At 59.3% G+C, this 22,027-nt stretch carries 13 protein-coding genes; 10 read left to right on the forward strand and 3 right to left on the reverse strand.

Going from position 1 to position 22,027, the window contains the following annotated elements; all coding sequences use genetic code 11:
* Positions 1 to 29 precede the first annotated feature (29 nt).
* Together ACFQY0_RS04400 and ACFQY0_RS04405 are read right to left on the reverse strand one after the other, a co-directional pair.
* Positions 30 to 1,109, reverse strand: coding sequence for a hypothetical protein (locus ACFQY0_RS04400; protein ID WP_379709561.1), 1,080 nt, complete (start codon positions 1,107 to 1,109; stop codon positions 30 to 32).
* Positions 1,110 to 1,123: 14 nt separating this feature from the next.
* A complete protein-coding gene (locus ACFQY0_RS04405; RefSeq protein ID WP_379709564.1) occupies positions 1,124 to 4,804 on the reverse strand; it encodes an Ig-like domain-containing protein in 3,681 nt (1,226 codons plus the stop codon).
* A 299-nt stretch (positions 4,805 to 5,103) separates the two neighbouring features.
* Here ACFQY0_RS04405 and ACFQY0_RS04410 point away from each other — a divergent pair, with 299 nt between their 5' ends.
* From ACFQY0_RS04410 to ACFQY0_RS04445, 8 genes are all read left to right on the forward strand, one after another.
* Positions 5,104 to 6,117 (forward strand): AAA family ATPase, encoded by a 1,014-nt coding sequence (locus tag ACFQY0_RS04410; RefSeq protein WP_379709566.1) that lies wholly within the window; start codon positions 5,104 to 5,106, stop codon positions 6,115 to 6,117.
* 100 nt (positions 6,118 to 6,217) lie between these two features.
* Positions 6,218 to 7,150, forward strand: a complete 933-nt coding sequence (locus ACFQY0_RS04415; protein WP_379709568.1) for a DUF58 domain-containing protein — start codon at positions 6,218 to 6,220, stop codon at positions 7,148 to 7,150.
* Entirely contained in the window at positions 7,147 to 7,764 is a 618-nt protein-coding gene (locus ACFQY0_RS04420) for a hypothetical protein (protein ID WP_379709570.1), read from the forward strand. The genes ACFQY0_RS04415 and ACFQY0_RS04420 overlap by 4 nt, the downstream gene beginning before the upstream one ends.
* Positions 7,764 to 8,771, forward strand: a complete 1,008-nt coding sequence (locus ACFQY0_RS04425; protein WP_379709572.1) for a vWA domain-containing protein — start codon at positions 7,764 to 7,766, stop codon at positions 8,769 to 8,771. Before ACFQY0_RS04420 ends, ACFQY0_RS04425 begins: the two co-directional genes overlap by 1 nt.
* Before the next feature lie 76 nt (positions 8,772 to 8,847).
* Complete coding sequence (locus tag ACFQY0_RS04430) at positions 8,848 to 10,806, forward strand: VWA domain-containing protein (protein WP_379709574.1); 1,959 nt, start codon at positions 8,848 to 8,850, stop codon at positions 10,804 to 10,806.
* 5 nt (positions 10,807 to 10,811) lie between these two features.
* The gene (locus ACFQY0_RS04435) at positions 10,812 to 12,587 is read left to right on the forward strand and encodes a BatD family protein (RefSeq protein ID WP_379709576.1); all 1,776 of its coding nucleotides are present in this window, start codon (positions 10,812 to 10,814) and stop codon (positions 12,585 to 12,587) included.
* A complete protein-coding gene (locus tag ACFQY0_RS04440; protein ID WP_379709578.1) occupies positions 12,587 to 13,345 on the forward strand; it encodes a tetratricopeptide repeat protein in 759 nt (252 codons plus the stop codon). The genes ACFQY0_RS04435 and ACFQY0_RS04440 overlap by 1 nt, the downstream gene beginning before the upstream one ends.
* 132 nt (positions 13,346 to 13,477) lie before the next feature.
* On the forward strand, positions 13,478 to 14,659 hold the full coding sequence (locus ACFQY0_RS04445) for a cysteine desulfurase family protein (RefSeq protein WP_379709581.1): 1,182 nt from the start codon (positions 13,478 to 13,480) through the stop codon (positions 14,657 to 14,659).
* Between the two features lie 120 nt (positions 14,660 to 14,779).
* Here ACFQY0_RS04445 and ACFQY0_RS04450 read toward each other — a convergent pair whose 3' ends face one another.
* Entirely contained in the window at positions 14,780 to 15,412 is a 633-nt protein-coding gene (locus ACFQY0_RS04450; protein WP_379709584.1) for a transposase, read from the reverse strand.
* A 505-nt stretch (positions 15,413 to 15,917) separates the two neighbouring features.
* Between ACFQY0_RS04450 and ACFQY0_RS04455 the strand changes: the two genes are divergently transcribed.
* Both ACFQY0_RS04455 and ACFQY0_RS04460 read left to right on the forward strand, forming a co-directional pair.
* Positions 15,918 to 18,647, forward strand: coding sequence for a PD-(D/E)XK nuclease family protein (locus ACFQY0_RS04455; protein WP_379709587.1), 2,730 nt, complete (start codon positions 15,918 to 15,920; stop codon positions 18,645 to 18,647).
* Entirely contained in the window at positions 18,631 to 21,645 is a 3,015-nt protein-coding gene (locus tag ACFQY0_RS04460) for a UvrD-helicase domain-containing protein (protein WP_379709590.1), read from the forward strand. The genes ACFQY0_RS04455 and ACFQY0_RS04460 overlap by 17 nt, the downstream gene beginning before the upstream one ends.
* Positions 21,646 to 22,027 lie beyond the last annotated feature (382 nt).

Here is a 22,027-nt window from a genome sequence, read left to right on the forward strand (position 1 = left end):
GGTCATGCCACTGGTCGTTGATAGCTCGCCTAGAAACGATAGCCGACGCCGATGCCGACGCTCAGGCCGGTGAGATCGAGTTCAAAGGCGGTCGGACTGACAACTCCTTCAAGAGCTTGGTTCCAGTCATAGCGGAGGAAGCCTTCCACGCTCCACTGCTCGGTGATTTGATAACCGGCGGACGCTTTCAGATAGAGACCCCAGAGGAATTCCTGGTCGCTATTTGCTCCGATGACCGTAGTACTTCCGATTGCGTTGGCATTTGGAATGGGGGCGCTCCACGAGGCACTCCAATCGGCGAGGTTGAGGACCGCACCGGCGCCGAAGCCGATGTAGCAGGACTCCGCTGGATGCCATTCGAGCTCGCCACCAAGGGCGAGGCTGTAGAGATCCGTGTCGTGACCGAAGAGGTAGCTTCCGCCCGCAACAGGAGTTCCTTGGACCAAAGTCCGGTTGGTCGGCTGGTTGTTGATCAGCGGTCCGGGGCCGAAGTAGTCTCCCGAGTATGGCGCGGTCGGCGGGATCACGCCGCCCAGTGCGTAGCTATCGACGATGCTGACCGGTGAGCTGGTCATCGTGCTGGCGGTTTGGCCGTCGAGACCGGCGATGGCGAGGTTGGCGGTGAAGCCGGCGAAAAGATTCGGCTGAACCGGCCGGAGGTAGCTGAGCTCGAGGTAGGGCGCTACCACGCTGTCCGAATCGTCGTGGGAAAAGCTTGGCAGACTGGTCGCTCTGCCACCCGAGAGCGTGTAGTTGAGCGATCCACCACTGACCTGGCTCCCGTTCTGGTAGCCCCAGTTGGTGGTCATGCCACTGGCCGCGGTGGCGGCACCGATGTTGACGTAGCCGTCGTCGTAAGTGCGGTCGGCGTAGGCGTTTTCCGGACCAGCGCCAGTGGGTGGAATGAAGAAGCGATTGGCGAACGGTCCGTTCTGGAGATTTGGATTCACGGAGAGTTCACCGATATTCCGCCACATGGCACCGGCACCGATGCGCCAGGAACTGCGGGATTCCGGAGCGGGAATGATCGGTGACTTGGCGTCGCTCGGCGGATCCCCGGCGAGGGCGGGCAGCGTGAGCAGGGCAAAGATTGTCAGGCGGGAAGTCATGATTCGGAAGGGGCTTAAGGTGCACCGCTGATGAGGACGAAACGGTAGTAGCGATTGGGAGTCGACGAGGGGTGGCTCTCGGTTTTCGGGGGACCGTTGTCGATCCATTGCAAACGATTGGCCGGAGCGATGACCGTGGGCGTCACGCGTTTCCAGGTGCTCATGTCGTGGCTGTATTCCACCGCATAGGTCGCACCCGGTGTCGAGGCGATCTCGATCAGGAAGTCTCCGTTGCTGAGCTTTTCGTTGCGAGTCACTGGAATGCCTCCTCCTGCCGCGACGGGCTCGGTTTCTGAGAACGGCAACAGCTCGATTTCGTACTGCGGCGTGAAATCCGGATCGAGTGAGGCGCGGAAGAACTCGACGGTTAGAGTCACGCTGGCATTCGCGGCGAGCCCGTGGTTGTAGAGCAGGTAGGGGAGGTTTTCAGGAGGATTGCCGAAGGAACGGGTGCCTTGGGCGTTGTAGACCTGAACGTCGCCCGGCAGGTTTCTCACATAGAGCCGGAAGGCGGGAATCGGCTGGGTCGCGCTGTCGTTGCTGACGGTTACCTTGCTGACGAAGAGTCCGCTTTGTAGTTCCACCTCGGGAGCGACGGTGATCGTCGTGCCGGTGTCGTCCGCGCTGATGATCGAGGCGCTGGCGCTGGCGGTGTTGTTGGTGGGATTGACTTCTGGTTGGTCAGCTTGGGAGAAGCTGAAGCCCATCGGGATCGCGCCTAGGCCGCTGGTGGCGGATGAGGTGGCACGGACTTTCAGGGTCAGAGTGGCGGAAGCTCCTTCGGTGAGGTTGAGGTTCCAGATTCCCGTGCCTCGCTGGAAGGATCCCGTACTTTCGACCTCGTCAATGATGCTCACCCCGGGCGGGAGTGATGTTGTTTGCTGAAGGATAAGTCCGCTAGCATTGCTCGGGCCATGGTTGGTGACAGTGACGCGGAAGACGTCGAAGTCATCGCCACCGGCGACGATGGGGCTTTGAAGGACATCAACTCCGAGAGCGATGTCGATCTGTTCGGAAACATTAATGCGCACCGTTTTCGTAGTGCTTTCGTTGCTGCCGTCGCTGGCGGCGTAGGTGAATGAGTCGGGGCCGAAAAAGTTCGCTCGCGGGGTGTAGCTGAAGCTCCCATCTGACTCGAGAAATACGGTTCCATGGGGAGCTTGGGATTTCAGGACGGCGGCTAGCCCCCCTGGGCCATTACCATCGTCTTTGTCCGAGTCATTGGCGAGCACGCCAATTTCGCTCGGGATGCTCAGGGTTCGGTCTTCGGTAGCCTCGTAAGGGCCGTCGTCGAAGGCGAGGGGTGAGAAGTCGTCGTCGATGATTGAATAGAGCAACAAATAGCCGTTTACATCGTTCCGGAAACGGAAGCTTCGTCCAGATGCGTCAACGAAACGCCCTTGTAGGGCGCCTAGGATGCTCTCATTGGACTCTGCAAGATTGTCTGGAACGATGGGTATTTCGATCCTGGTTCCGGCGGTGGTGACTTCATATCTTCCAGGAGCCGGGATGAAGTCGACGTTTGCGGTTGCGGATCCAGCCGTATTACTGACTTCAGCGAATACCGGGACATCGACTTCTTGGTCCATCTGAAGAAGGAATACCATCACCGGATTTCCTGAGTCGCCCTCGATGACATCGTCTCCGGAGAGTATGATGGTGGTAATATCATCGTTGGTGATCGTGATGGTGGCGGAGTCTTGAATGCCGATGGTGGCGTTGCGCTCGGGAACAAGTGCGATCTCGAAAGCCTCATCTAGCTCCACGACCTCGTCTTGATTGATCGTGAGGGTGATGGCTTTGGTCAATTCGTCTCCCGTAAATCTGACCGGGATGGGAGTGGAGTTATAGTCGATGCCTGAAGTTGCGGTTCCGGTTCCGGGAAATGTGACATTGACGATGGAGTCACCGGCGGCGACGTCGCGTTTCAGTGTTACTTGAGCCGATGTGGGGACGCCGTCTTCGCCGTAGGTGTATGTGGCGCGGTCGAAGGTGACGATGGGTTCGATGACAGTGAGAGCAAAGTCATTGCCATCGCCGCCGACGTAGGTGGGCTTGAAATACTGTCCTCCTGCTTGGACGATCACGCCCTCCGTGATTCCCGCGAATGTGCCGTTAATTGGCTCGGTGCCATCGTTTGAAATCAGGATCGAGGTGGTCCATGCGGGTAGCGGTGTGGGGTTGTTGATGAAAAGTCCGGCGCTTCCGAGATTGATCCGCCCTGTGACGACCAGCGAGTCGCTCGTGGTGGCTTCCATGTCGAATTCGGCTGAGGATTCGGTGGGGAGGGCGAGGTCGCCGATCTGATTGAAGATACTGATGTTGCCCGTGCCGCCCGGGCTCAGGATGCCAGTTGCGTGGAGTTCGGAGGCGATGACGGCATCTCCGTCTCCTCCGTTTTGGATGGTACGACTGGGAGCGATAAGGCGGACATCGTTGGCTCCGGCATCCAATCCCAAGCATGAAATATTTCCGCCGTGGATTTCGATGGGATCAGTGAAGGTCGATGGGCGGATGTCAATATCACCGGTGCCGACATCCGGCCAACCGATGCTGATGCTTGAAAATCCATCGGTGAAGGAAGAGAGGTCGTTGGCGTCGAGGTTTAGCCTGCCGCTGCTGCCGTCACCGATGCCGATGGTGGTGGAGGCGTCGTGAGGAAGTAGATGGAATGTTGCATTTCCTCTGAAAATACCTCCTTTGAAGTTCACGACGTCGGCGGTGATATGGATGGATCCATTGCCAGGTGACGAGAGCATGTCGAGGGATCCGTGGTGGTTGACGGTCTCGGCCACCAGAGCGACTGGGCTGGAGGATTGTGGGACGAGGTTGGCAGTCGGGGCGATGGTAATGGAGTCCCCGCGACCGTCTCCTGTATAAATGCCGAAGGAGGGGAACCCATCGGGGGCGACGCTGTTGATGAAAATCGAGTCATCACCATCGCTGCTGGTGAGCGAGATGTCTTCGATGGGGTTTTTCAGGTGGAGCGTCGGACTGTGTGGGGAGGTGTAGCTGGTGATTCCTGGTTCGGTAGAATCTGTCAGGGTTATTGAGTGAGTCGGAATCGGGAAATTTAGTAGTGCCACAAGAGGTGACACGGGGAGTTTGATTCCTCCCTCAATATTGTTGAGGCGATAGATGTTCCCATTGGTTTCCTGAAAGAGTTCCGCGTTGCCAGGGCCTGTCGAGGTGAAGTTGATGACCTGTTCTTCTTCGAAGATGAGGCTGAGGCTGTCATTGCCGTCTTGACCGTCGAAATCGAAGCTGGAAATGGGGAAGATCGGTGCGGGAGTTCGAAGCTGTCGAGTGTCGAATTCGATGGTGTCATTTCCCTCACCGGTGATCACCTCAATTGAGGAGACTTGAGTTGCTCGGACCAATGCTGTGGCCGGATCCCGGATAACGACAGAAGTTGGTGAGCTGGTGATGATCGTGCCAGGCGAACTTAGCTGGATGGTGTAGACCGGTGGAAGGGATGGGCTCGTAATTGACAGTGAGTCGTCGGCATCACCGCCGATAATGGTCAGAACTCCGTCGATGACATCAACAAGGATAAGGGACTCTGTGGAGTCGGCGGCTTCGAGAGAAGGCGGCGAATCCGAATCTGGCGTTACATCTACGGGCAGGGTTGTTTGGGCGAATGCCTGAGGAAGTGTTAGAGCGAGTAGAGGGGCGAGCCAGATGTAGAGGTTCACGAAAGGGGGAATGGGCGGGTTTGTTGGAATCGAGTCACGCGAGAAACGCGGTCCTAAATATGAATAGGAAGAAAGAATGGTGGGGTGGCAAGTCCGATTTCCATCTCTGGATGGAGACTTGGTTTTCAGGCTCTGGAGACTTTGGATTCGGGAATTCTAGGCATGGACCCACATCTCGGGGGAGGGGGGATCATAAGTTTGAGGATCGGAGTCAGGATCGGAGTCGCGTTCTTTCAAGTTTTTGAAGCAAGGCGACGAATTTGTGTCGCTCGTGGGGTTGTAATCCGAACAGGAATTTCATGAGTTCGAGTATGGAAATGGAGCAAGCGAGTGCGACCGGTTTGACGGAGCAGGAGATCAAGGAGGCGTCGCAGTGGGTTTATCCTCTGCGGGCGGAGATCGGGCGGTATTTGATCGGTCAGCAGGACCTGGTGGATCGGCTGATTTCGGTGCTGCTGGTGAAGGGGCACGTGCTACTCGAAGGGGTGCCGGGACTGGCAAAGACGCTGGCTTTGAAGACTTTGGCGCAACTGGTGAATGCCGATTTTCACCGCATTCAGTTCACGCCGGACATGCTGCCGGCGGATATCGTCGGCACTCAGGTCTTTGATCCTCGGGCGGCGCAGTTCCAGGTGAAGCATGGTCCGGTTTTCGCGAATTTCATTCTGGCCGATGAAATCAACCGCGCCCCGGCAAAGGTCCAGAGCGCACTGCTGGAGGCGATGCAGGAAAAGCAGGTCACCATCGGTGAAGAAAGCTTCAAGCTGGCGAGCCCGTTCTTCGTGCTGGCCACTCAGAACCCGCTCGAACAGGAGGGAACCTATCCGCTTCCCGAAGCGCAGCTCGACCGCTTCATCATGAAGGTGCTCGTGGACTACCCCAGCATGGATGAGGAAATGGCGGTCATCGATGTGGCGGCCAGCACTCAGGAAATGCCAAGTCCGACCCCGGTGGTGACACTGGATGTGATCCGCAAGGCTCAGGAGATGGTCAATCGGGTGTATCTCGATGAGAAGGTGAAGCGCTACATCGTAAGCCTCGTGCACGCGACGCGGAGGCCGGATGACTTTGGATTGAAGATTGGTCCTTATCTGCGCGTCGGGGCTTCGCCTCGGGCATCGATTGCGATGACGCTGTTAGGTAAGGCACGGGCTTTCCTGGATGGCCGGGCTTATGTCACGCCGCATGATGTGAAATCGATCGCGCCGGATGTGTTGAGACACCGCGTGACGGTTTCGTATGAGGCGGAGGCCGAGGGTCTCGATGCAGAGCATTTCATCAGGCAGATCCTCGATGAGATTCCCGTTCCCTGAATCTTCGGACCAGGATGGATGGGATGAATAGGATCAGGATAAGATGAATTTCAGGCATCCAATCAATCCTATCCACCCTGGTCCTTCCGAACGTAATTGAATGGCGAAGAGTAAGAGACAGATTCGCGAAGACGAGGAGAACGAAGCACGGGTGTCCGAAATCATGGGGCGCGTGCGGCGAATGGATATCCGTACCAAACGCCTGGTGGATGATCATTTGGCGGGGAGTTACGCGAGCGTCTTCAAAGGACGCGGGATGGACTTCGATCGGGTCCGGAATTACGTGCCCGGCGATGATGTGCGGACGATCGATTGGAACGTCACGGCCCGCACGGGAGAGCCTTTCATTAAGACCTTCACCGAAGAACGGGAACTGACGATGATCCTGATGATCGATGTCAGTGCTTCTTCGGATTTCGGATCAAGCGAGGCGAGCAAGCGGGAGCTGCAGACGGAAATCGCCGGAGTGCTGGCGGCTTCAGCCATCCGGAATCGCGACAAGGTCGGCCTGGTGCTTTTTTCCGACGACGTGGAGCTTTACATCCCTCCGGTGAAGGGTCGCTCGAACATTCTGCGGGTGATCCGAGAGGCGCTGTTCTTTCAGCCGACGGGACGCGGGACGAATATCAATGGAGCGCTGGATTTCGTGAACCGCATCATGCAGCGGCGCGCCGTGGTGTTCTTGATTTCGGACTTCCGTCTGCACGGCGACGAGAAGGAGCTTCAACACAAGTTGAGCGTGACGGGGCGTCACCATGATGTGATCGCCGTGGGGGTGAATGATCCGCTGGAGGGAGACTTGCCGGATGTGGGAGTGCTGCGGATCGAGGATGCGGAGACAGGGGAAATGGTTCAGATCGATACGGGAAGCGCGAAGGTTCGGGAGTCATATCGATTGGAGGCAGTGAATCGCCGGAATCGGATCAGCGCTGCTGTTAGAAGGAGTGGTGTCGACTTTCTGGAGTTCGCGACGGGGCACGACTGGGTGCCCGCATTGATGAATTTTTTCAACAAGAGGAGGGCGAGGAAGTGAAGGTATGGGTGCATGCTGGGGAGGTGGAGCGCGGCGGCGCCACGCGGTCCGTGTTGGTGATGTGGCTTGGATTGGTAGCTTCGGCTGTTGGCCAAGGTGCCGAGGAGGATATCCGGGGGCCGAAGCCATTGATCGCGGTTCCTGAGGTGGAGCCGGCGACGCCATGGGGGCTCTATGTTCTCGGCGGCTTGCTGGCCTTATTGGTGATTGGAGTGCTCATTTGGCTGCTGAAACGGAAAACGGTTCCGGAGGTTTCGGCGGAGGATCTGGCGAAGCGTGAGCTGGATAAGCTCGGCCGCGAGGGAACGGAGTTGGAAGCGGGCGATTTCGCGCTGGCGGCGAGTCAGGTGGTGCGCAGTTTCATCGAGCGGAAGTTCGGTCTGGCAGCACCGAAACGGACGACCGAGGAATTTCTTCTGGAACTCTCGCGGAAGGAAAACGAGGCGCTCAGTTCGCGGATGGAACCCCTGCGTGGATTTTTGAAGTCATGCGACATGGCGAAGTTTGCCGGTGCGGATCTAAGCGTTGGAGATCGCGGGGAGCTGGTGGCGAAGGCCCGCGCGTTCGTGGAGACGCCTGCTGATGGTCCCAACGATGGAAAGGAGGCGGCGTAGTGGAGACAAGCTTCCAATTTGCGAATCCTCTCTGGCTGTGGCTGCTTCTGGTCTTGCCTCTTATCGCGATTTTGCGTGGCCGCTCGGGTCGGGCGGTGGCCCTGAGGCTGCCGTCAATTTCAGATGCCCGTGGTGTCGGTGGAAGCCCGAAGTCGCGCATGGGGGGGCTGCTTCTCAGTCTTCTGCTGTTAGGCCTGGCTCTAACAATTGTGGCGTTGGCGCGTCCGCAGCTGGGCAAGGGGCGGACCGAGGTGGAGACCAGCGGCATTGATATCATGCTCGCAATTGATGTGTCGGGGTCGATGCAGGCGATGGATTTCAAGATCGATGGGCAGGCGATGAACCGTCTGGAAGTGGTGAAAAACGTGGTGGAAGAGTTTGTCGGCGAGCGGCCGGGAGATCGGATTGGAATGGTGGGCTTTGCCGGCCGACCCTATCTGGTGAGTCCGTTGACGCTGGACCACGACTGGTTGAAGAATCGTCTGAAGGAGGTGCAGATCGGCCGCGTCGAGGATGGCACGGCGATTGGCTCAGCGATTGCGTCTTCGGTGAATCATCTGCGCGATTCTGATGCGAAGTCGCGGATCATGGTTCTCTTGACGGATGGCGTGAACAACGGAGGCGCGGCCAATCCGGTGACGGCGGCCGAGGCGGCGAAGACCCTCGGGATCAAGATCTATACGATCGGCGCGGGGACCCAGGGGCAGGCGCCGATGCCGATGCGTGACATGTTTGGCCGCACTCACATGCGGATGGTGGATGTGGAGATCGATGAGGAATCACTGCGGGAGATCGCCAAACTGACCGGTGGGCAGTATTTCCGTGCGACGGATACAGACTCGCTGGTGGAAATTTACAATGAGATCAACGAGTTGGAGACGACCAAGCGGACGATGAAGAAGTATGAAGACTATGAGGAGTTGTTCCTGTTTGCGCTACTTCCTGGGCTGGGTTTGATTTTGTTGGAAAGAGTTTTGGGTGAGACCCGATTCAGGCATTTACCGTGAGATTATTGGACCAAGGCCCACCGTCGCCAAGGCTATGGTGGACAGGTGGATAGGATGAGTAAGAGTATTTTTTAAGATGATGAACGAAGAGACACTTCAATTTGCACAGCCGATCTGGATCGCCGTTGGGGTGGTTCTGGTGGTGCTTGGGGTGCTGCTGTTCCTGCGGGCGGATCGGCGGCGACGGGCGGATCTCGTCAAACTGGCACACCCACGTTTTCACTCCCGGCTGGTGGCCGGGTGGTCGTCGGGCCTGCGCTGGACGCGTCGGGTGCTGTGGCTGGTGGCGGTGATGGCTCTGGCACTGGCGGCGGCGCGCCCGCAGTTCGGCTACGAATGGCGCGAAGTGAAGCGTCGGGGGATCGACATTCTCTTTGCAGTGGATACCTCGCGCAGCATGCTGGCGGAGGATCTAACACCGAACCGCCTGGAGCGGGCGAGAATGGGTGTGATTGACTTTATCGAGCAGCTCGAAGGGGACCGGGTGGGATTGATTCCGTTTGCCGGGACCGCCTTTGCGCTGTGTCCGTTGACGCTGGACTACGATGCCTTTCGGGAGTCTTTGAATTCGATCAACACGGACTTGATTCCTCGGCCGGGCACGGATTTGGCGAGCGCGATCAAGGAGGCGGACCGCTTGTTTGATGAGGAGGGAAACAATCAACGACTGCTGGTTCTGATCACTGACGGTGAGGACCTGGAAGGAGCGGCATTGAAGGCTGCTGAAGAGTCGGCGGAGCTGGGGACGACGATTTACACGGTCGGTGTGGGTGCGGCGGATGGTCAGCTGATTCCCGTGCGGGATCGCTATGGGAGGCAGACTTATTTGACGGATGAAAATGGCGAGGAGGTGAGAACAAAGTTGGATTCGGCAACCCTGGAGAAGATTGCGGAGGCGACCGGTGGCCTCTATGTGCCGCTAGGTCGTGGAGCTGAAGGACTGGACTCGATCTATCAGCAGCGCCTGGCTTTGGTTCCCAAAAGCGAACTGGCACAGAAGCTCGAGCAGATTCCGCTTGAGCGTTTCCAGTGGCCATTGGGATTTGCGATTTTGATGCTATTGATCCAGACGGTGATGAGTGAGCGGAAGCGTGAAGGGAAAAGGAAGGAGTTGGTCTCGGCGGCGAGACGAGTGCATCCGGTCGCAGCGGTGATGTTTGCGTGGGGGATCTCGATGATGGAGGGTCGCTCGAATGTGGTGGCCGATTACAACGAGGGCACGACGGCTTATGAGAATGGCGAATATGAGGCAGCGACCGAGAAGTTGAAGGCCTCGCTTTCGACCTCGGATCTTGAGGTTCAGGGAAAGGCCTACTATAACCTTGGTAATTCGCTCTATCGCGTGGGGCAGGGATTGATGCAGGAGGACCCGAAGAAGACGATCGAGAGCTGGGAGAAGTCGGTGAAGGCGTTCGAGGATGCGCTGGCGCTGAATGAGGCGGACGAGGATGCGGAGTTCAATCGCGACTTCGTGAAGAAGAAGCTCGAGGAACTGAAGGAGCAGCAACCGCAGGAGCAGGAAAATCAGAACGAGCAGCAGAACCAGGACGAGCAGGAGAAATCTGAAGATTCCCAGGATGGGGAGCCGCAAGAGAATCAGGATGGGGAACCGCAAGAGGGGCAGGACGGCGATGAGCAGAAGCAAGAGGAGCAATCCGGTGAGAACGGAGAGCAACAGGAGGGAGAGGACGGACAGCAGGGTGAGCAGGATCAGCAGGATCAGCAGGATCAGCAGGGCGGTGAGGAAGAACAGGAGCAGGAAAATGAGGGCGCGAAGGGTCAGGAGGATCAGTCTAACGGGGAGCCGGAGCAGCCTGCCGAGGGCGATCCGGGCGAGGCCCGTCAGGATGAGCAGGAAGCCCGGGAAGGTGAGCCGATGAGTGAAGCTCGGAAAGAGGGCGAGATGTCGAGGGAGGAGGCGATCCGCCTCTTGGAGTCGCTGGCAAATGACGAGCGGATCGTGGTGCCGGCACCCTTGTCGGAACAGAATGCCGAGCGGAGGAAGGCTCGTAACGCTAAGGAGAAAACATGGTGATGTTCATGCTTCGGTCATTGATCGCGCTGGTGATGCTCGCGCTCTGCACGCTGCAGGCGGCAGAAGTCAGCGCGGAACTCTCCGACAATTCGGTAGAGGCCGGTCAGGGTGTGATGCTGACAATTGTCGTGGAAGGAGGATCCCCGGAGAACAATCCGTCGTTTCCCAAGGTGAAGAATCTGATCATCAATCAGCGAGGAAAATCCAATCAGATGAGAATCGTAAACGGCAAGATGAGCCGTTCGGTGTCGTTCACCTACGTTGTCGGCTCGATGGAGGCCGGGGAGTATGAGATTCCACCGGCAACGGTGAAAGTCGATGGCGAGGAGTATCGGACGGAGAGCTTCAAGTTAAACGTCAGGCCGGGTGCAAATGGCGCGCCTGCAGGGATGGGCGAGAAGGAGGATACGGCGGAGACCGAGGCGGAAGCGGGAGACTTTGGTTATCTCACATTTCAGCTGGCCACCAAGGAGCGTGACCATGTCTACCCGGGCGAAATCGCACCGGTTCGCATCCGCGCCTTCTTTCCCATGGAGACGCAGGTTTCCCTGAATAGCCCGCCGCGACCCGAGGGTTCGGCCTTCACGCTCCATAATCTAACAGAGGAGCCGCAGCAGTCGACGGAGGTGGTGAATGGAAAGCGCTACCGGGTCGTGACATGGTTTGGGGGGCTGTCGGCGACGAAGGCGGGCAAGTATCCGGCGAGCTTCGGGCTGGAGGCGCGGGTGGGAATCCGTGATCAATCGGCGAGACGACGCCGGTCGATGTTGGATGATTTCTTTGCCCCGATGATCCAGAAGGATGTGGTGCTCTCCACCGAGAATCCTCCAGAACTCGATGTGGTGGAGCTTCCGAAAGCGGGGCGGCCGGACGACTTCACCGGGGCGATCGGGAAATTTGAGTTTGAGTCAGTGAGCTTGCCAGGCGCGCTGGAAGTCGGCGAACCGGTCCGGGTGCAGGCGGTGTTGAAGGGGCAGGGGAATTTCTCGTTGCTGAAGGAGCCGCATCCTCTGCCTGCGGAAAATTGGAAGGTCTACGATGGCACGAGCGAGTTTTCGGCGGGTGATGTGGCGGCTTTCGCAGGGTCGAAGCGCTTTCAGTTCAACACCGTGCCGCTGGTTCCGGGGGAGGGGCAACTGAGCTTCGGTTTCAGCTACTTCAATCCTGAGAAAGGCGAGTATCAGAGCGCCGTGTCCGACCCTCAAACGGTCTCGATCACCGGAGAATTGGCCAAGCCTGCCGAGGCCGCGGAGGTGAAGGAGGCGGAAAAGGTCGAATCAGAGGATCCGAAGCTCGCCCCGCTTCGGACGGATCTGGGGCGGGTTCAGTCCTATGTTCCGATCGAAGATCGGGGATGGTTTCTTCCTCTGTTAGGAGGCTCGATGGTTCTAACACTGGGGATCTTCGGCTATGGTGCCTGGGCTCGGCGGGCGGTTGATCACGAAAAACTGACTCGTATGGCGAACGAGGCGGCGATCCGTGACGCAATGGCGGCGGCGGAGCGTGCGATCCATGGCGGTGACGAACTGGCATTCTTCATGGCGGCGCGCGATGCGATACGGATCCGCGTGGCCGAGAGGACGGGAATTCGGCCGGAGGCGGTTACCTCGGCGGATCTTGAGAATCTCGACGACGACGAGCTCATGGAGATCCTCAAGGAGGCCGACCGGATCGATTATTCCGGTCGGTCGGATGCCGCTGGTGAACTGCGGGAATGGAAGGCCAGGCTGGACCGGGGTTTGGAGAAGCTGTTAGAAGAAGGAAGGAGGAAGGCTGCGTAATGAAGCTGTTTTGTGCAATCGTGCTGATGCTGTTTCTGGGCGCGCTGGCCAAGGGGAATGAATCCTTCGATGAGGCGAATCGCCTTTATGAAAGCGGTCAGTTCGAGGAAGCGGTGTCGCTCTATGAAGAATTGCTCGAGAATGAGGGGCCGCGAGTGTCGGTGCTCAACAATTTGGGCAGCGCTTACTTCCGGTTGGAGGATTATGGCCGTTCCATTCTGGCATTCGAGCGGGCGCTCGTTCTGGACCCCGGGGATTTGAGCCTGCGTTCGAAATTGAAGTTGGCCCAGGATCAGGTCGCGGTGTTTTCCGAAGCCGAGCCGAATGGCTGGTGGGGATTCTTTGCCAATGTCTCGCCCGACCGGCAGGCGATGCTTGTGATTTTAACTGCAATTCTCTGGCCGGTTTGTGCATTTCTGATGGTTCGCTACGGCAAGAAGGCGAGATGGGCGATGGTGGTGTTTTTGCTCAGCGGAGTTCTGCTCAAGCTGGTGCTCGGGCCTCTGAAACATAAAGACGAGTCCGGACCACGTGGAATCATTTTGGCCGATCCGGCGACGGTGAAGTTGTCGCCATTCGAAAAGGCGGACTCCCGTGGAACGCTTTCAACAGGCCGGGAAGTCCATCTCGGTCGTGTGGAGAATCATTTCTACTGGGTGGAAGGATCGAGTGGCTCGCTGCAGGGATGGGTGCATGAGGAGGAAGTGGCGCCCGTGATTCCCGTCGAGGAGCAGGGAGCTGATGGCTCCGAGGGTTGATGGGTTTGCTTCCAACGTGATGAGGAATCGAGGGTGGCTCGCCGGGTTTGCCCGGTGGCTGGAATCAATCGCTTCTTGGGACGTTTGATTGCGTGGCTTGCGGGCGAGAAGGGAAGTGTTTAGCTTGGCGGCGTGATCTATTTGGATGCGAATGCGACGACGCCGATGCTGCCGGAGGTGGTGGAGGCGATGATGCCGTGGATGACGGAAAACCCCTGCAATCCCAACGCGTCGTATCGGGGGGCAAAGGAGGCCCGGAAGGCGATCGAGGCGGCACGTGAGCAGGTGGCGGCGCTTGTCGGTGCGAGCCCGGATGAAATCGTTTTTACCGGTGGAGGCACCGAGAGCACGAACATGGCGTTGAAGTGGTTGGCGCGCTTGGTCGGACGCAAGACGGGCCGAGTGGTGACGACGGCAATTGAACACAGCGCGGTGCTGAAACCGGTGGAGACTTTTGAACAAGTTGGCTATGCGGTGGATCGCTGCGGCGTGGATGCTGGGGGGCGGCTTGAGTTGGATGAATTTCGGAAGGCGTGTGAGGCGGCTAAGGAAGGTGGCGGGTTTGCCTCGGTGATGTGGGCGAACAATGAGACGGGAGTGATTCAACCGCTGGCCGAAGCCTGTGGGATCGCGCGCGAAAATGGCTTGGCCTTTCATACGGATGCGATTCAGGCGGTCGGGAAAATTCCGGTGAAGGTGCGGGAGCTGGCGGTGGATTTTCTCTCACTCAGTGCGCACAAGTTTCATGGCCCGAAAGGCGTGGGGGCCTTGTTTGTTAGAAGCGGGTGTCGTTTTGAACCGATGGTCCGTGGCGGTGGCCAGGAGAAGGACCGTCGGAGCGGGACGGAGAATGTGGCCGGTATTGTCGGAATGGGGAAGGCCGCGGAGCTGGCGATGAGAGACCTGGATTTGAGGATGAAAGCGGTGGTGTCCTTGCGTGATGCGTTTGAGTCGAAGCTGGTGGAGATGGTTCAGGGGGTGACGGTGAATGGGGACCTGATTCATCGGCTTCCGGGAACGACGCATCTCTCCTTCGATCGATGCGAGGCGGCGGGCTTGTTGATTTTGCTGGATGATATGGAGGTGGCTTGTTCAGCCGGAAGTGCGTGCATGACTGGCAAGCAGCAGCCATCGCATGTGCAGAAGGCGATGGGCTTTTCGGATGCGAAGGCGAAGAGCAGTCTGAGGTTTGGCTTCTCGGCGCTCAATACGATGGATGAGGTCGAGAAGGCGGCGGCGTGTGTGGCGAAATCGGTAGAGAAGCTGCGTCGGGTGCAGGGCGGGAGCACGGGGCCGGTGGTGGTGTATTCGTGATCAAGGAGCGGGGATTTGCTATCCCCGAAGGGTTGAGTTTGTTGGAGGCTTGAGGGGTGGGGTGATCTCTGGGGTTGCTCGGCTGGGGCTCCGTCGGTGGTTGCAAACCACCGCTCCTTGTTACTCAAGTTCTCGAACCCACGGCGATTCGTAGTGAATCGCAGGTGGATACTGTCGGACGTTGCTGCGAATGTAGCGGACGACGCGGATGAAGTGACGGGCGTTGCGGATGATTCGGTCAAAATAGTCTCTTTGCCAAAGAGGACGGCCGATCGTATTCCGAGCTTTGTTGATCTCGCGCGACGTATGCCTTTTCCACGAGTGTATCAGGGTGGCAACGGTTTGAAGCTCATCGGTGCTGACGAGCACGTGCACATGGTTCGGCATGACCACGAATGAGTGGAGGAGGTAGCGGTCGGCGTCGAAGTGGTGGAATGCTGATGAGACAATTTCAGCGTTCAGTGTTTGCTTGAGTAGGCATTCGCCGTAACCGGCGTCGAGCCAGCGGTCGACTTTGACGGAGAATATCTTGTGATATTCGGCTTCGGTCTTGAGGTCCCACGGCTGGGGGTGCTTGGCGATCCATGCGGTCCTTTCTTCATTCAGTTCGTGAAGAAGATGGGACGGGAGCGAGTCGGCGAGGCGGAAGGTGAGGAAGTAGCTGGCGCCGCTTTGATTCCAATGGGGGAGCCGGTTGTTCGTGACGGTGGTGTCAGCAAGCTCGTTGAAATAGCGAAGCGCATCCCAAGTCATAGAGTGAGCGTGATCAAGGAGCGGGGATTTGCAATCCCCGAAGGGTTGGGTTTGTTGGAGCCTTGAGGGGTGGGGTGATTTCTGGGGTTGGCAAGGAGCGGGGATTTGCAATCCCCGAAGGTTGGGTTTGTTGGAGGCTTGAGGGTTGTGGTGATCTCTGGGGTTGCTCGGCTTGGGCTCCGCCGGTGGTTGCAAACCACCGCTCCTTGGAGGGCAAGGAGCGGGGATTTGCAATCCCCGAAGGGTTGGGTTTGTTGGAGGCTTGAGGGTTGTGGTGATTTCTGGGGTTGGTCGGCTTGGGCTCCGCCGGTGGTTGCAAACCACCGCTCCTTGGAGGGCAAGGAGCGGGGATTTGCAATCCCCGAAGGCTGGGTTTGTTGGAGGCTTGAGGGGTGGAGTGATCTCTGGAGTTGCTCGGCTGGGGCTCCGTCGGTGGTTGCAAACCACCGCTCCTTGGGGGGAATTTGCTTTCGCAGGGCGGTGTGGCACATCAGGTTTGTCGCCAATGGATCGTCGTGTGTTTCTGGGTTGGAGTGAGCCGCTGTTAGGGCGGGCGGTGGAATGGCTTTGGGAACGTCGCGTGGAGCTTCCGGAGATGACGGTGGTGGTGCCGACGGCGCAAAGTGGCCGGCGATTGCGCGAAGCGCTTGCGGAGAAGGGGGCATGTCTGGCACCGAAGGTGGTGACGCCGGGCCAGTTGCTGATGCCGGAAGGTTCGGCGGGCCGGGCGGTGGAGGTGGCGGCCTGGGTGGAGGCGCTGGAAAGAGTGACGGATTGGTCGGCTTACCAAGCCGTATTCCGCGATGCTCCCAATGAGGGTGAAGCGCCGGGATGGTCGTTGGCGCTGGCTCGGGCGATGGTCGATTTGGAGCGCTCGCTGCGGGAAAACACACTGAGTATTTCCACGGCGGCCAAGTGGCTGAGCGAGACCATCGAGGCTGAGCGCTGGGCGGGATTGGCGGAATTGGCAAAGCTACGCGATCAGGTACTGTGGGAATGGCGCGTGGTGGGTGAGAACCGATTGCTGGCGGAGGCGCCGGGAATTGAAGGACGAATCGTCTTTGCCGGAGTCTGGGATTTTCCGGACTCACTGGTGCGCCGCTTGGAGAACGCCGAAGTGACTTGTCTGGTGGCGGCGCCTGAGGATGAGGCAGAGCAGTTCGATGATTGGGGTCGACCGCTGCAGAAAGCGTGGGAGCAGCGTGAGCTGCCTTGGCCGGATGTCGGTGGTGTCGAACTAACAGCGCACGCCCGTCATCAGGCCCAACGCGCGGTGGCCTTGGTGGCGAACGAAAGCACCGGGTCGAACGAGCTGGCGCTGGGTTGTGCGGATGAAGAAACAACCGGTGAACTGGTCCGGGCCTTTCATTCGGCAGGGTGGAAAGTGCACAATCCAGGCGCGGTGAGTGGTGCAGGCGCGCGGGCCTGGTTGAAAACCTGGCGACGTTTTTTGCAGAGGCCCCAGGCGGCGGAGGCGATCGATTTGTTGGCATCCTCGTCGACCTCGGCGCTGGTGGGTGGAAAGCGGGCGCAGCGGGTCAACGCGCTTTCGAAGCTTCGGGATGGGTGGTTGGTTCGCGATGGTGATGACGTCACGCGGGTGGCGGCGATGGATGGGCTTCGCGAAAAGGATGTGGAGCTTGCGGAACTGGCGGCGCAGACTTTGAGCAGTCTGATGAACTGGCGGAATGGTTTCATGCGTCAGCCGTTTCCAGAGGCGATGGCAGCGTTGTTAGAGCGTGTTGATGGGGAGGGCGAGTGGACGGATCTGCGGGATCTCGTGGATCGTTTGGGCGTTGCGGTGAGTCGCAGCAAACGACCCTCAACCTTCTGGCTGGATCTGGTTTTGGGCGAACTCAGAGGGGCGACCGCCGAAGTTCCGGAAGGACGAGTGGCGGATGTGCAGGGGTGGCTGGAGTTGCTGCATGCCGATGGTCGACACCTGGTGCTTTGTGGATTGAACGAAGGCCGTGTGCCAGCGCCTGCCGGTGCGAATCCATGGTTGCCGGAAGGGGCTCGCAAGCAGCTCGGGCTGGGTACGGAGGCGCTGCGCGGGGCACGCGATGCCTTTGTGCTGCGTGCGGCGATCGAAGCGCGGCGCCTTGATGGACGGGTGGACTTGCTGCTGGCGAAGTCGGGCGGCGACGGCGATGCCCTATTGCCTTCGCGCCTGCTGCTGGCGGCGAAAGGCGAGGAACTGGCGAAGCGGGTGAAGCAGTTGTTCGCCGGGGTCGAGCCGCCGGATGCGGGGGTGGCTTTCGAGATCGATTGGAAATGGAAGCCGGAGCGTCGCGAGGTGCGGGTGAAGGATGGCAAGCAGAGTTTGTCGGTCTCGGCCTTCAAAGACTACCTGAGCTGCCCGTTTCGTTTTTACCTGAAGCACGGTCTCGGCATGCGTGGCAGCGAGCCGGAACGGGTCGAGTGGAACGCGCGCGACTTCGGCAATGTGGCGCATGAGATTCTGGAAACCTGGGGGAATGATCCGGAGGCGCGGGAGTTCAACAAGGTCGAGGCCTTGCGCGAGTACTTCGAGTTGCAGGTCGAGACGCAGTTGGCGCGGCGCTTTGGCGAGCGCGTGCCCTTGGCGGCGCGCTTGCAGGGCGAGAGCTTGAAACAACGGCTGGGATGGTTTTCCGAATGGCAGGCGGTGCAGCACGTCGAGGGCTGGCGGGTGAAGGCGGTGGAGAAGCCTTTCGAAATCGAGATCGCCGGGGTGGAGGTGCGAGGCACGGTCGACCGGATCGATGAACGCGATGGCGCAATCCGTGTCCTGGACTACAAAACCTTCGCGAAGCTGAGCACCCACAAGGTGTTCTCCTCGCATCTCACGAAGATCACGGCGGCGACGCGGATTCCATCCCATCTCGAGGAGGTCGCTGACACGCGGGTGTCGTTGGTGATCGGGAAGGCGAAGAAGGCGAGTGACTACCTTTGGAGGGATCTTCAGGTGCCGCTGTATGCGGTGGCGCTCGGGGAGGTGAGCGACTTGGGCTACTATGTTCTTGGTAGTAGCGAGGGAGAGTCGGGAGAAAACTGGTGGGGCCCCTTTGATGAAGAGCAGCGGGAATCAGCAAGAGCCTGTGCCGCCTGGGTGCTGGAGCAGATGAAGGCCGGCGAGTTCTGGCCGCCGGCGGAGAAAACGAAGCATGATGATTTTGAAGCGCTGGCGGTGGGCCGTCAGCTTGTCGACCTGGTGAAAACCCCGAACGAGTGGAGCGATGGAAATCCTGAGTAAGAATTTGATGATCCGGGCCTCGGCGGGCTCGGGAAAAACCTTTCAGCTGAGCAACCGGGTGATCGGTCTGGTCGGTCGTGGCGAGATTGATCCCGAGCGGATCGTGGCGCTGACCTTCACCCGCAAGGCGGCAGGCGAATTCGCGGATGCGGTGCTGGAAAAGCTGGCGGATGCGGCACTGGACGATGGAGAACGCAGCAAGGTCGAGCAGGCGGTGGGTGGTGCTTTCGATCCGATGACAGTGCTCGAGCAGGTGGTGCGATCCCTGCCGCGTTTGGCGCTGGGAACGATGGATAGCTTCTTCACCAAGGTTGTTCGAGGGTTCCAGTATGAGCTGGGAATCACCGGTGGGAACTTCGAGTTGCTCGAAGGTCCGCAGCGGCGTGCTCGCTTGGACGAATTGCTGGGCGATCTGGTCGGCAATGCCTTGTGGGATGAGAATGCCGAGGAGTTTCTGGCGGCGTTCCGTCGGGCGACGATGGGGCGCGAGCAGAAGGCGGTGGTTGAGTTGCTGTTAGGTTTTTTCAACGGCTGGCAGGACAAGTGGCGCGAGCGCGGGCCACAGTTGCTCGATGGGATCTCGCGAACCTTTGGAAATTTGCCGGAGGTGGATGCCTGGGAAGCGGAGAAATCGAAGCTGGTGAAGGCATTGCGCTCGGCATCTCGGGATGTGGAGTGGACACGGAAAGGCCAAGACGAAGCGATGGAAAAGGCGCTGACGGCTCTCGAGACGCACACGATCGGCAGCGGATCGCTGGGAAGTGCCAGCGGTTTCCTGAAGGGGATGCTGGAGTGGGAGGGCAGCGGCGCTTTGGTGCTGAAGCATTACAAGGAAGTTGTGATGGGGCCCGTCTTTGAGGATCGGCTGAAGGGCCTGATGAAGTTGCTGGTGGATTGTGAGCTGTCGGCGGCGGTCGAGCGGACGCGGGCGGTGCTGCGATTGGTCGGTGACTTCGACAAGATTTGCGAACGGCAGCTGCGTCGACGCGGTTTGCTGGGATTCGATGACATCAAGGTGCTGATGGGTGAATGGCTGAAAAGCGAATCGGGACGGCTGCGTCGCGAGGCGGTGGATTTCCGGCTGGATGCGCGCTACGACCACTGGCTGCTCGACGAGTTTCAGGATACCAGCGTGGCGCAATGGCAGGGCTTGATGCCATGGGTCGACGAGGCGGCAAGCGACAATCTTGGTACGATGTTCGTCGTAGGTGACGCCAAGCAGGCAATCTATGGCTGGCGTGGGGGTGAAGTGAAGTTGTTCGATGAGATTCGCGACCGCTATCAGGGCGGGCTGAGTCAGGAATCGATGCCGGTTTCCTGGCGCTCGTGTGGAGCAGTGCTGGATCTGGTGAACCGGGTCAGTGGCGATGAGGCGGGGATTCGGGAGCTGTTCGGTGAGTCGATGGCGACGCGTTGGGCACTGGGCTGGGAGCATCATGAACCGGCGAATCCAACCCTGAGTGGCTATACGCGGGTGGAGGTTTGCGAGGGCAAGGAGAGTGAAGCGCGATATGATCGGGTGGTCGAGCTGCTGAAGGAGATCGGTGTCGACGTGCGCGAGATGAGCTGCGGCGTGCTGGTGCGGAAAAACGATCAGGTGGTCGAGCTGGCGGATCGTTTGCGCGATGCAGGTTTTCAGGTGATCGAGGAAGGTCGGCGCCGGCCGACCGAAGATCATGCGGTGGGCGTGGCGCTGCGGGCACTGATCGCGTGGTTGGCGGATCCGGCGGATGGATTTGAGCGTGGGGTGGTGGCGATGTCGCCGCTGGATGGCGTGATCGGCGAACGCTACGGCGTGCATTGGCAGGCACGATGGGAAGGCTTGCTGACGGAAGTGGAGTCCAAGGGATTCGGAGGGATGCTCGAAGGGCTGCTTTCTCCGCTGCGTGACACGGTCTCCGAGTTTGGTCATGGACGGGCGATGGATGTGATCCGCGCGCTGGAGGCCTTCGATGCCGATGGCGGCGGGGGACCGCGAGAAGCCCTGTCGGCGATTGAGAAGCTGGAGGTCTCGCAGGAACCGGGATCCGCAGCGGTCCAGGTGATGACGATGCACAAGGCGAAGGGACTTGGCTTTGATGTGGTAGTGCTTCCCGAAATCAGCGACGAGCAGGTGCCGAATGCCGGTAAGTTTGAGATTGCTGTGGGGCCGGACTGGTTGCTTCAGCCGCCGGCGCAATGGGTGCGGGCGCAGCGTCCCGAATTGAGGGAGGCGGAGGCGCGGTGGGGTGAGGCTCAGCAGTATGAAGCAATGTGTTTGCTCTATGTGGCGCTGACTCGGGCGAAGCGCGGGCTCTATGTGCTGTTGCCTGAAGTGCCAACCTCGCGAAAGGAACCGAATTGGTCGTCGCCCGCGGAGTTGATCCGTGCGGCCTGTGGCAGCGATGGTCGCGAGGCCGGGGTGATTGACGAAGTGGGGGATGAGTCCTGGTTAAACGAGGTCAAAGCGCGTGAAATCCGGATCTCGGCTGTCGCGCCGGTGTTGGCGAAAGCAAAGTCGCTGCGGGCGCGGACGACGCCGAGTGGTGAGAAGAAGAAAGGCGCGGTGAAGATCGCGCTTTCACCGACCGGGATGAAGTTTGGCAGCGAGGTGCACGCGGCCTTTGAAACGCTCGGGTGGGTCGATGAGGCGGAGTCACTACTGCCGGAGAGCGAAGCCGGCGCGATGGTGAAGTCTTTGTTAGAAAAGGCGGAAGTGCGTGGTTTGTTCGAGCGGAGCGGAAGGGATGCTCGGTTGTATCGGGAGCAGCAGGTGGAAGCGATCCTTGATGGGAAGTGGCTGAGCGGGGTGATCGACCGACTGCATGTTTTTGATGAGGGCAAGTCGGTCGAGATCATCGACTTCAAGACCGATGCGGTGACGTCGGAAGAGGAGTTGGTGGAACGCTATAGCGGGCAGATGGAAGCGTATCAGAAAGTGATGTTGAAGGTCTATCCGGGAGCGGAGGTGAGGTGTTTGTTGGTGTCGACGAAGTTGGGGAGGGTGGTGGAAGTGTAATGACAGTAGAGGCTAGTTGCCTCGGCGAGAGGAAGTCGGCGATCGGAGCGAGGCGGTGCGGGAGAGGTCGAACTTCGGGAAAGTGGAAGGGTGGTGGGAAGTTTTTTGGCTCGTTCGCGGTAGAGGGGGCGTGGGGACCCCGGGGTGGTCGTCGCTGACGCTCCTCGACCCCGGGCTATGATATGTAGCCCCTTCAGGGCATTGAAGGGGTGGCGAGGAGTGTGCTTGCTCGTTCGCGGTAGAGGGGGCGAGGGGCCCGGGGTGGTCGTCGCGTAAAAGGCTGCGCCTCACGCGATTGGACTTGGGGAGTGTCGGGTCGATGGCAGCGCGTCACGCGATGATTTTCGTGAAGCGGCGGGGTGGTTGGGTGGGTGTGGAGGGC

The organism is Haloferula chungangensis (genome assembly GCF_042664875.1).
Taxonomy (GTDB): domain Bacteria; phylum Verrucomicrobiota; class Verrucomicrobiia; order Verrucomicrobiales; family Akkermansiaceae; genus Haloferula; species Haloferula chungangensis.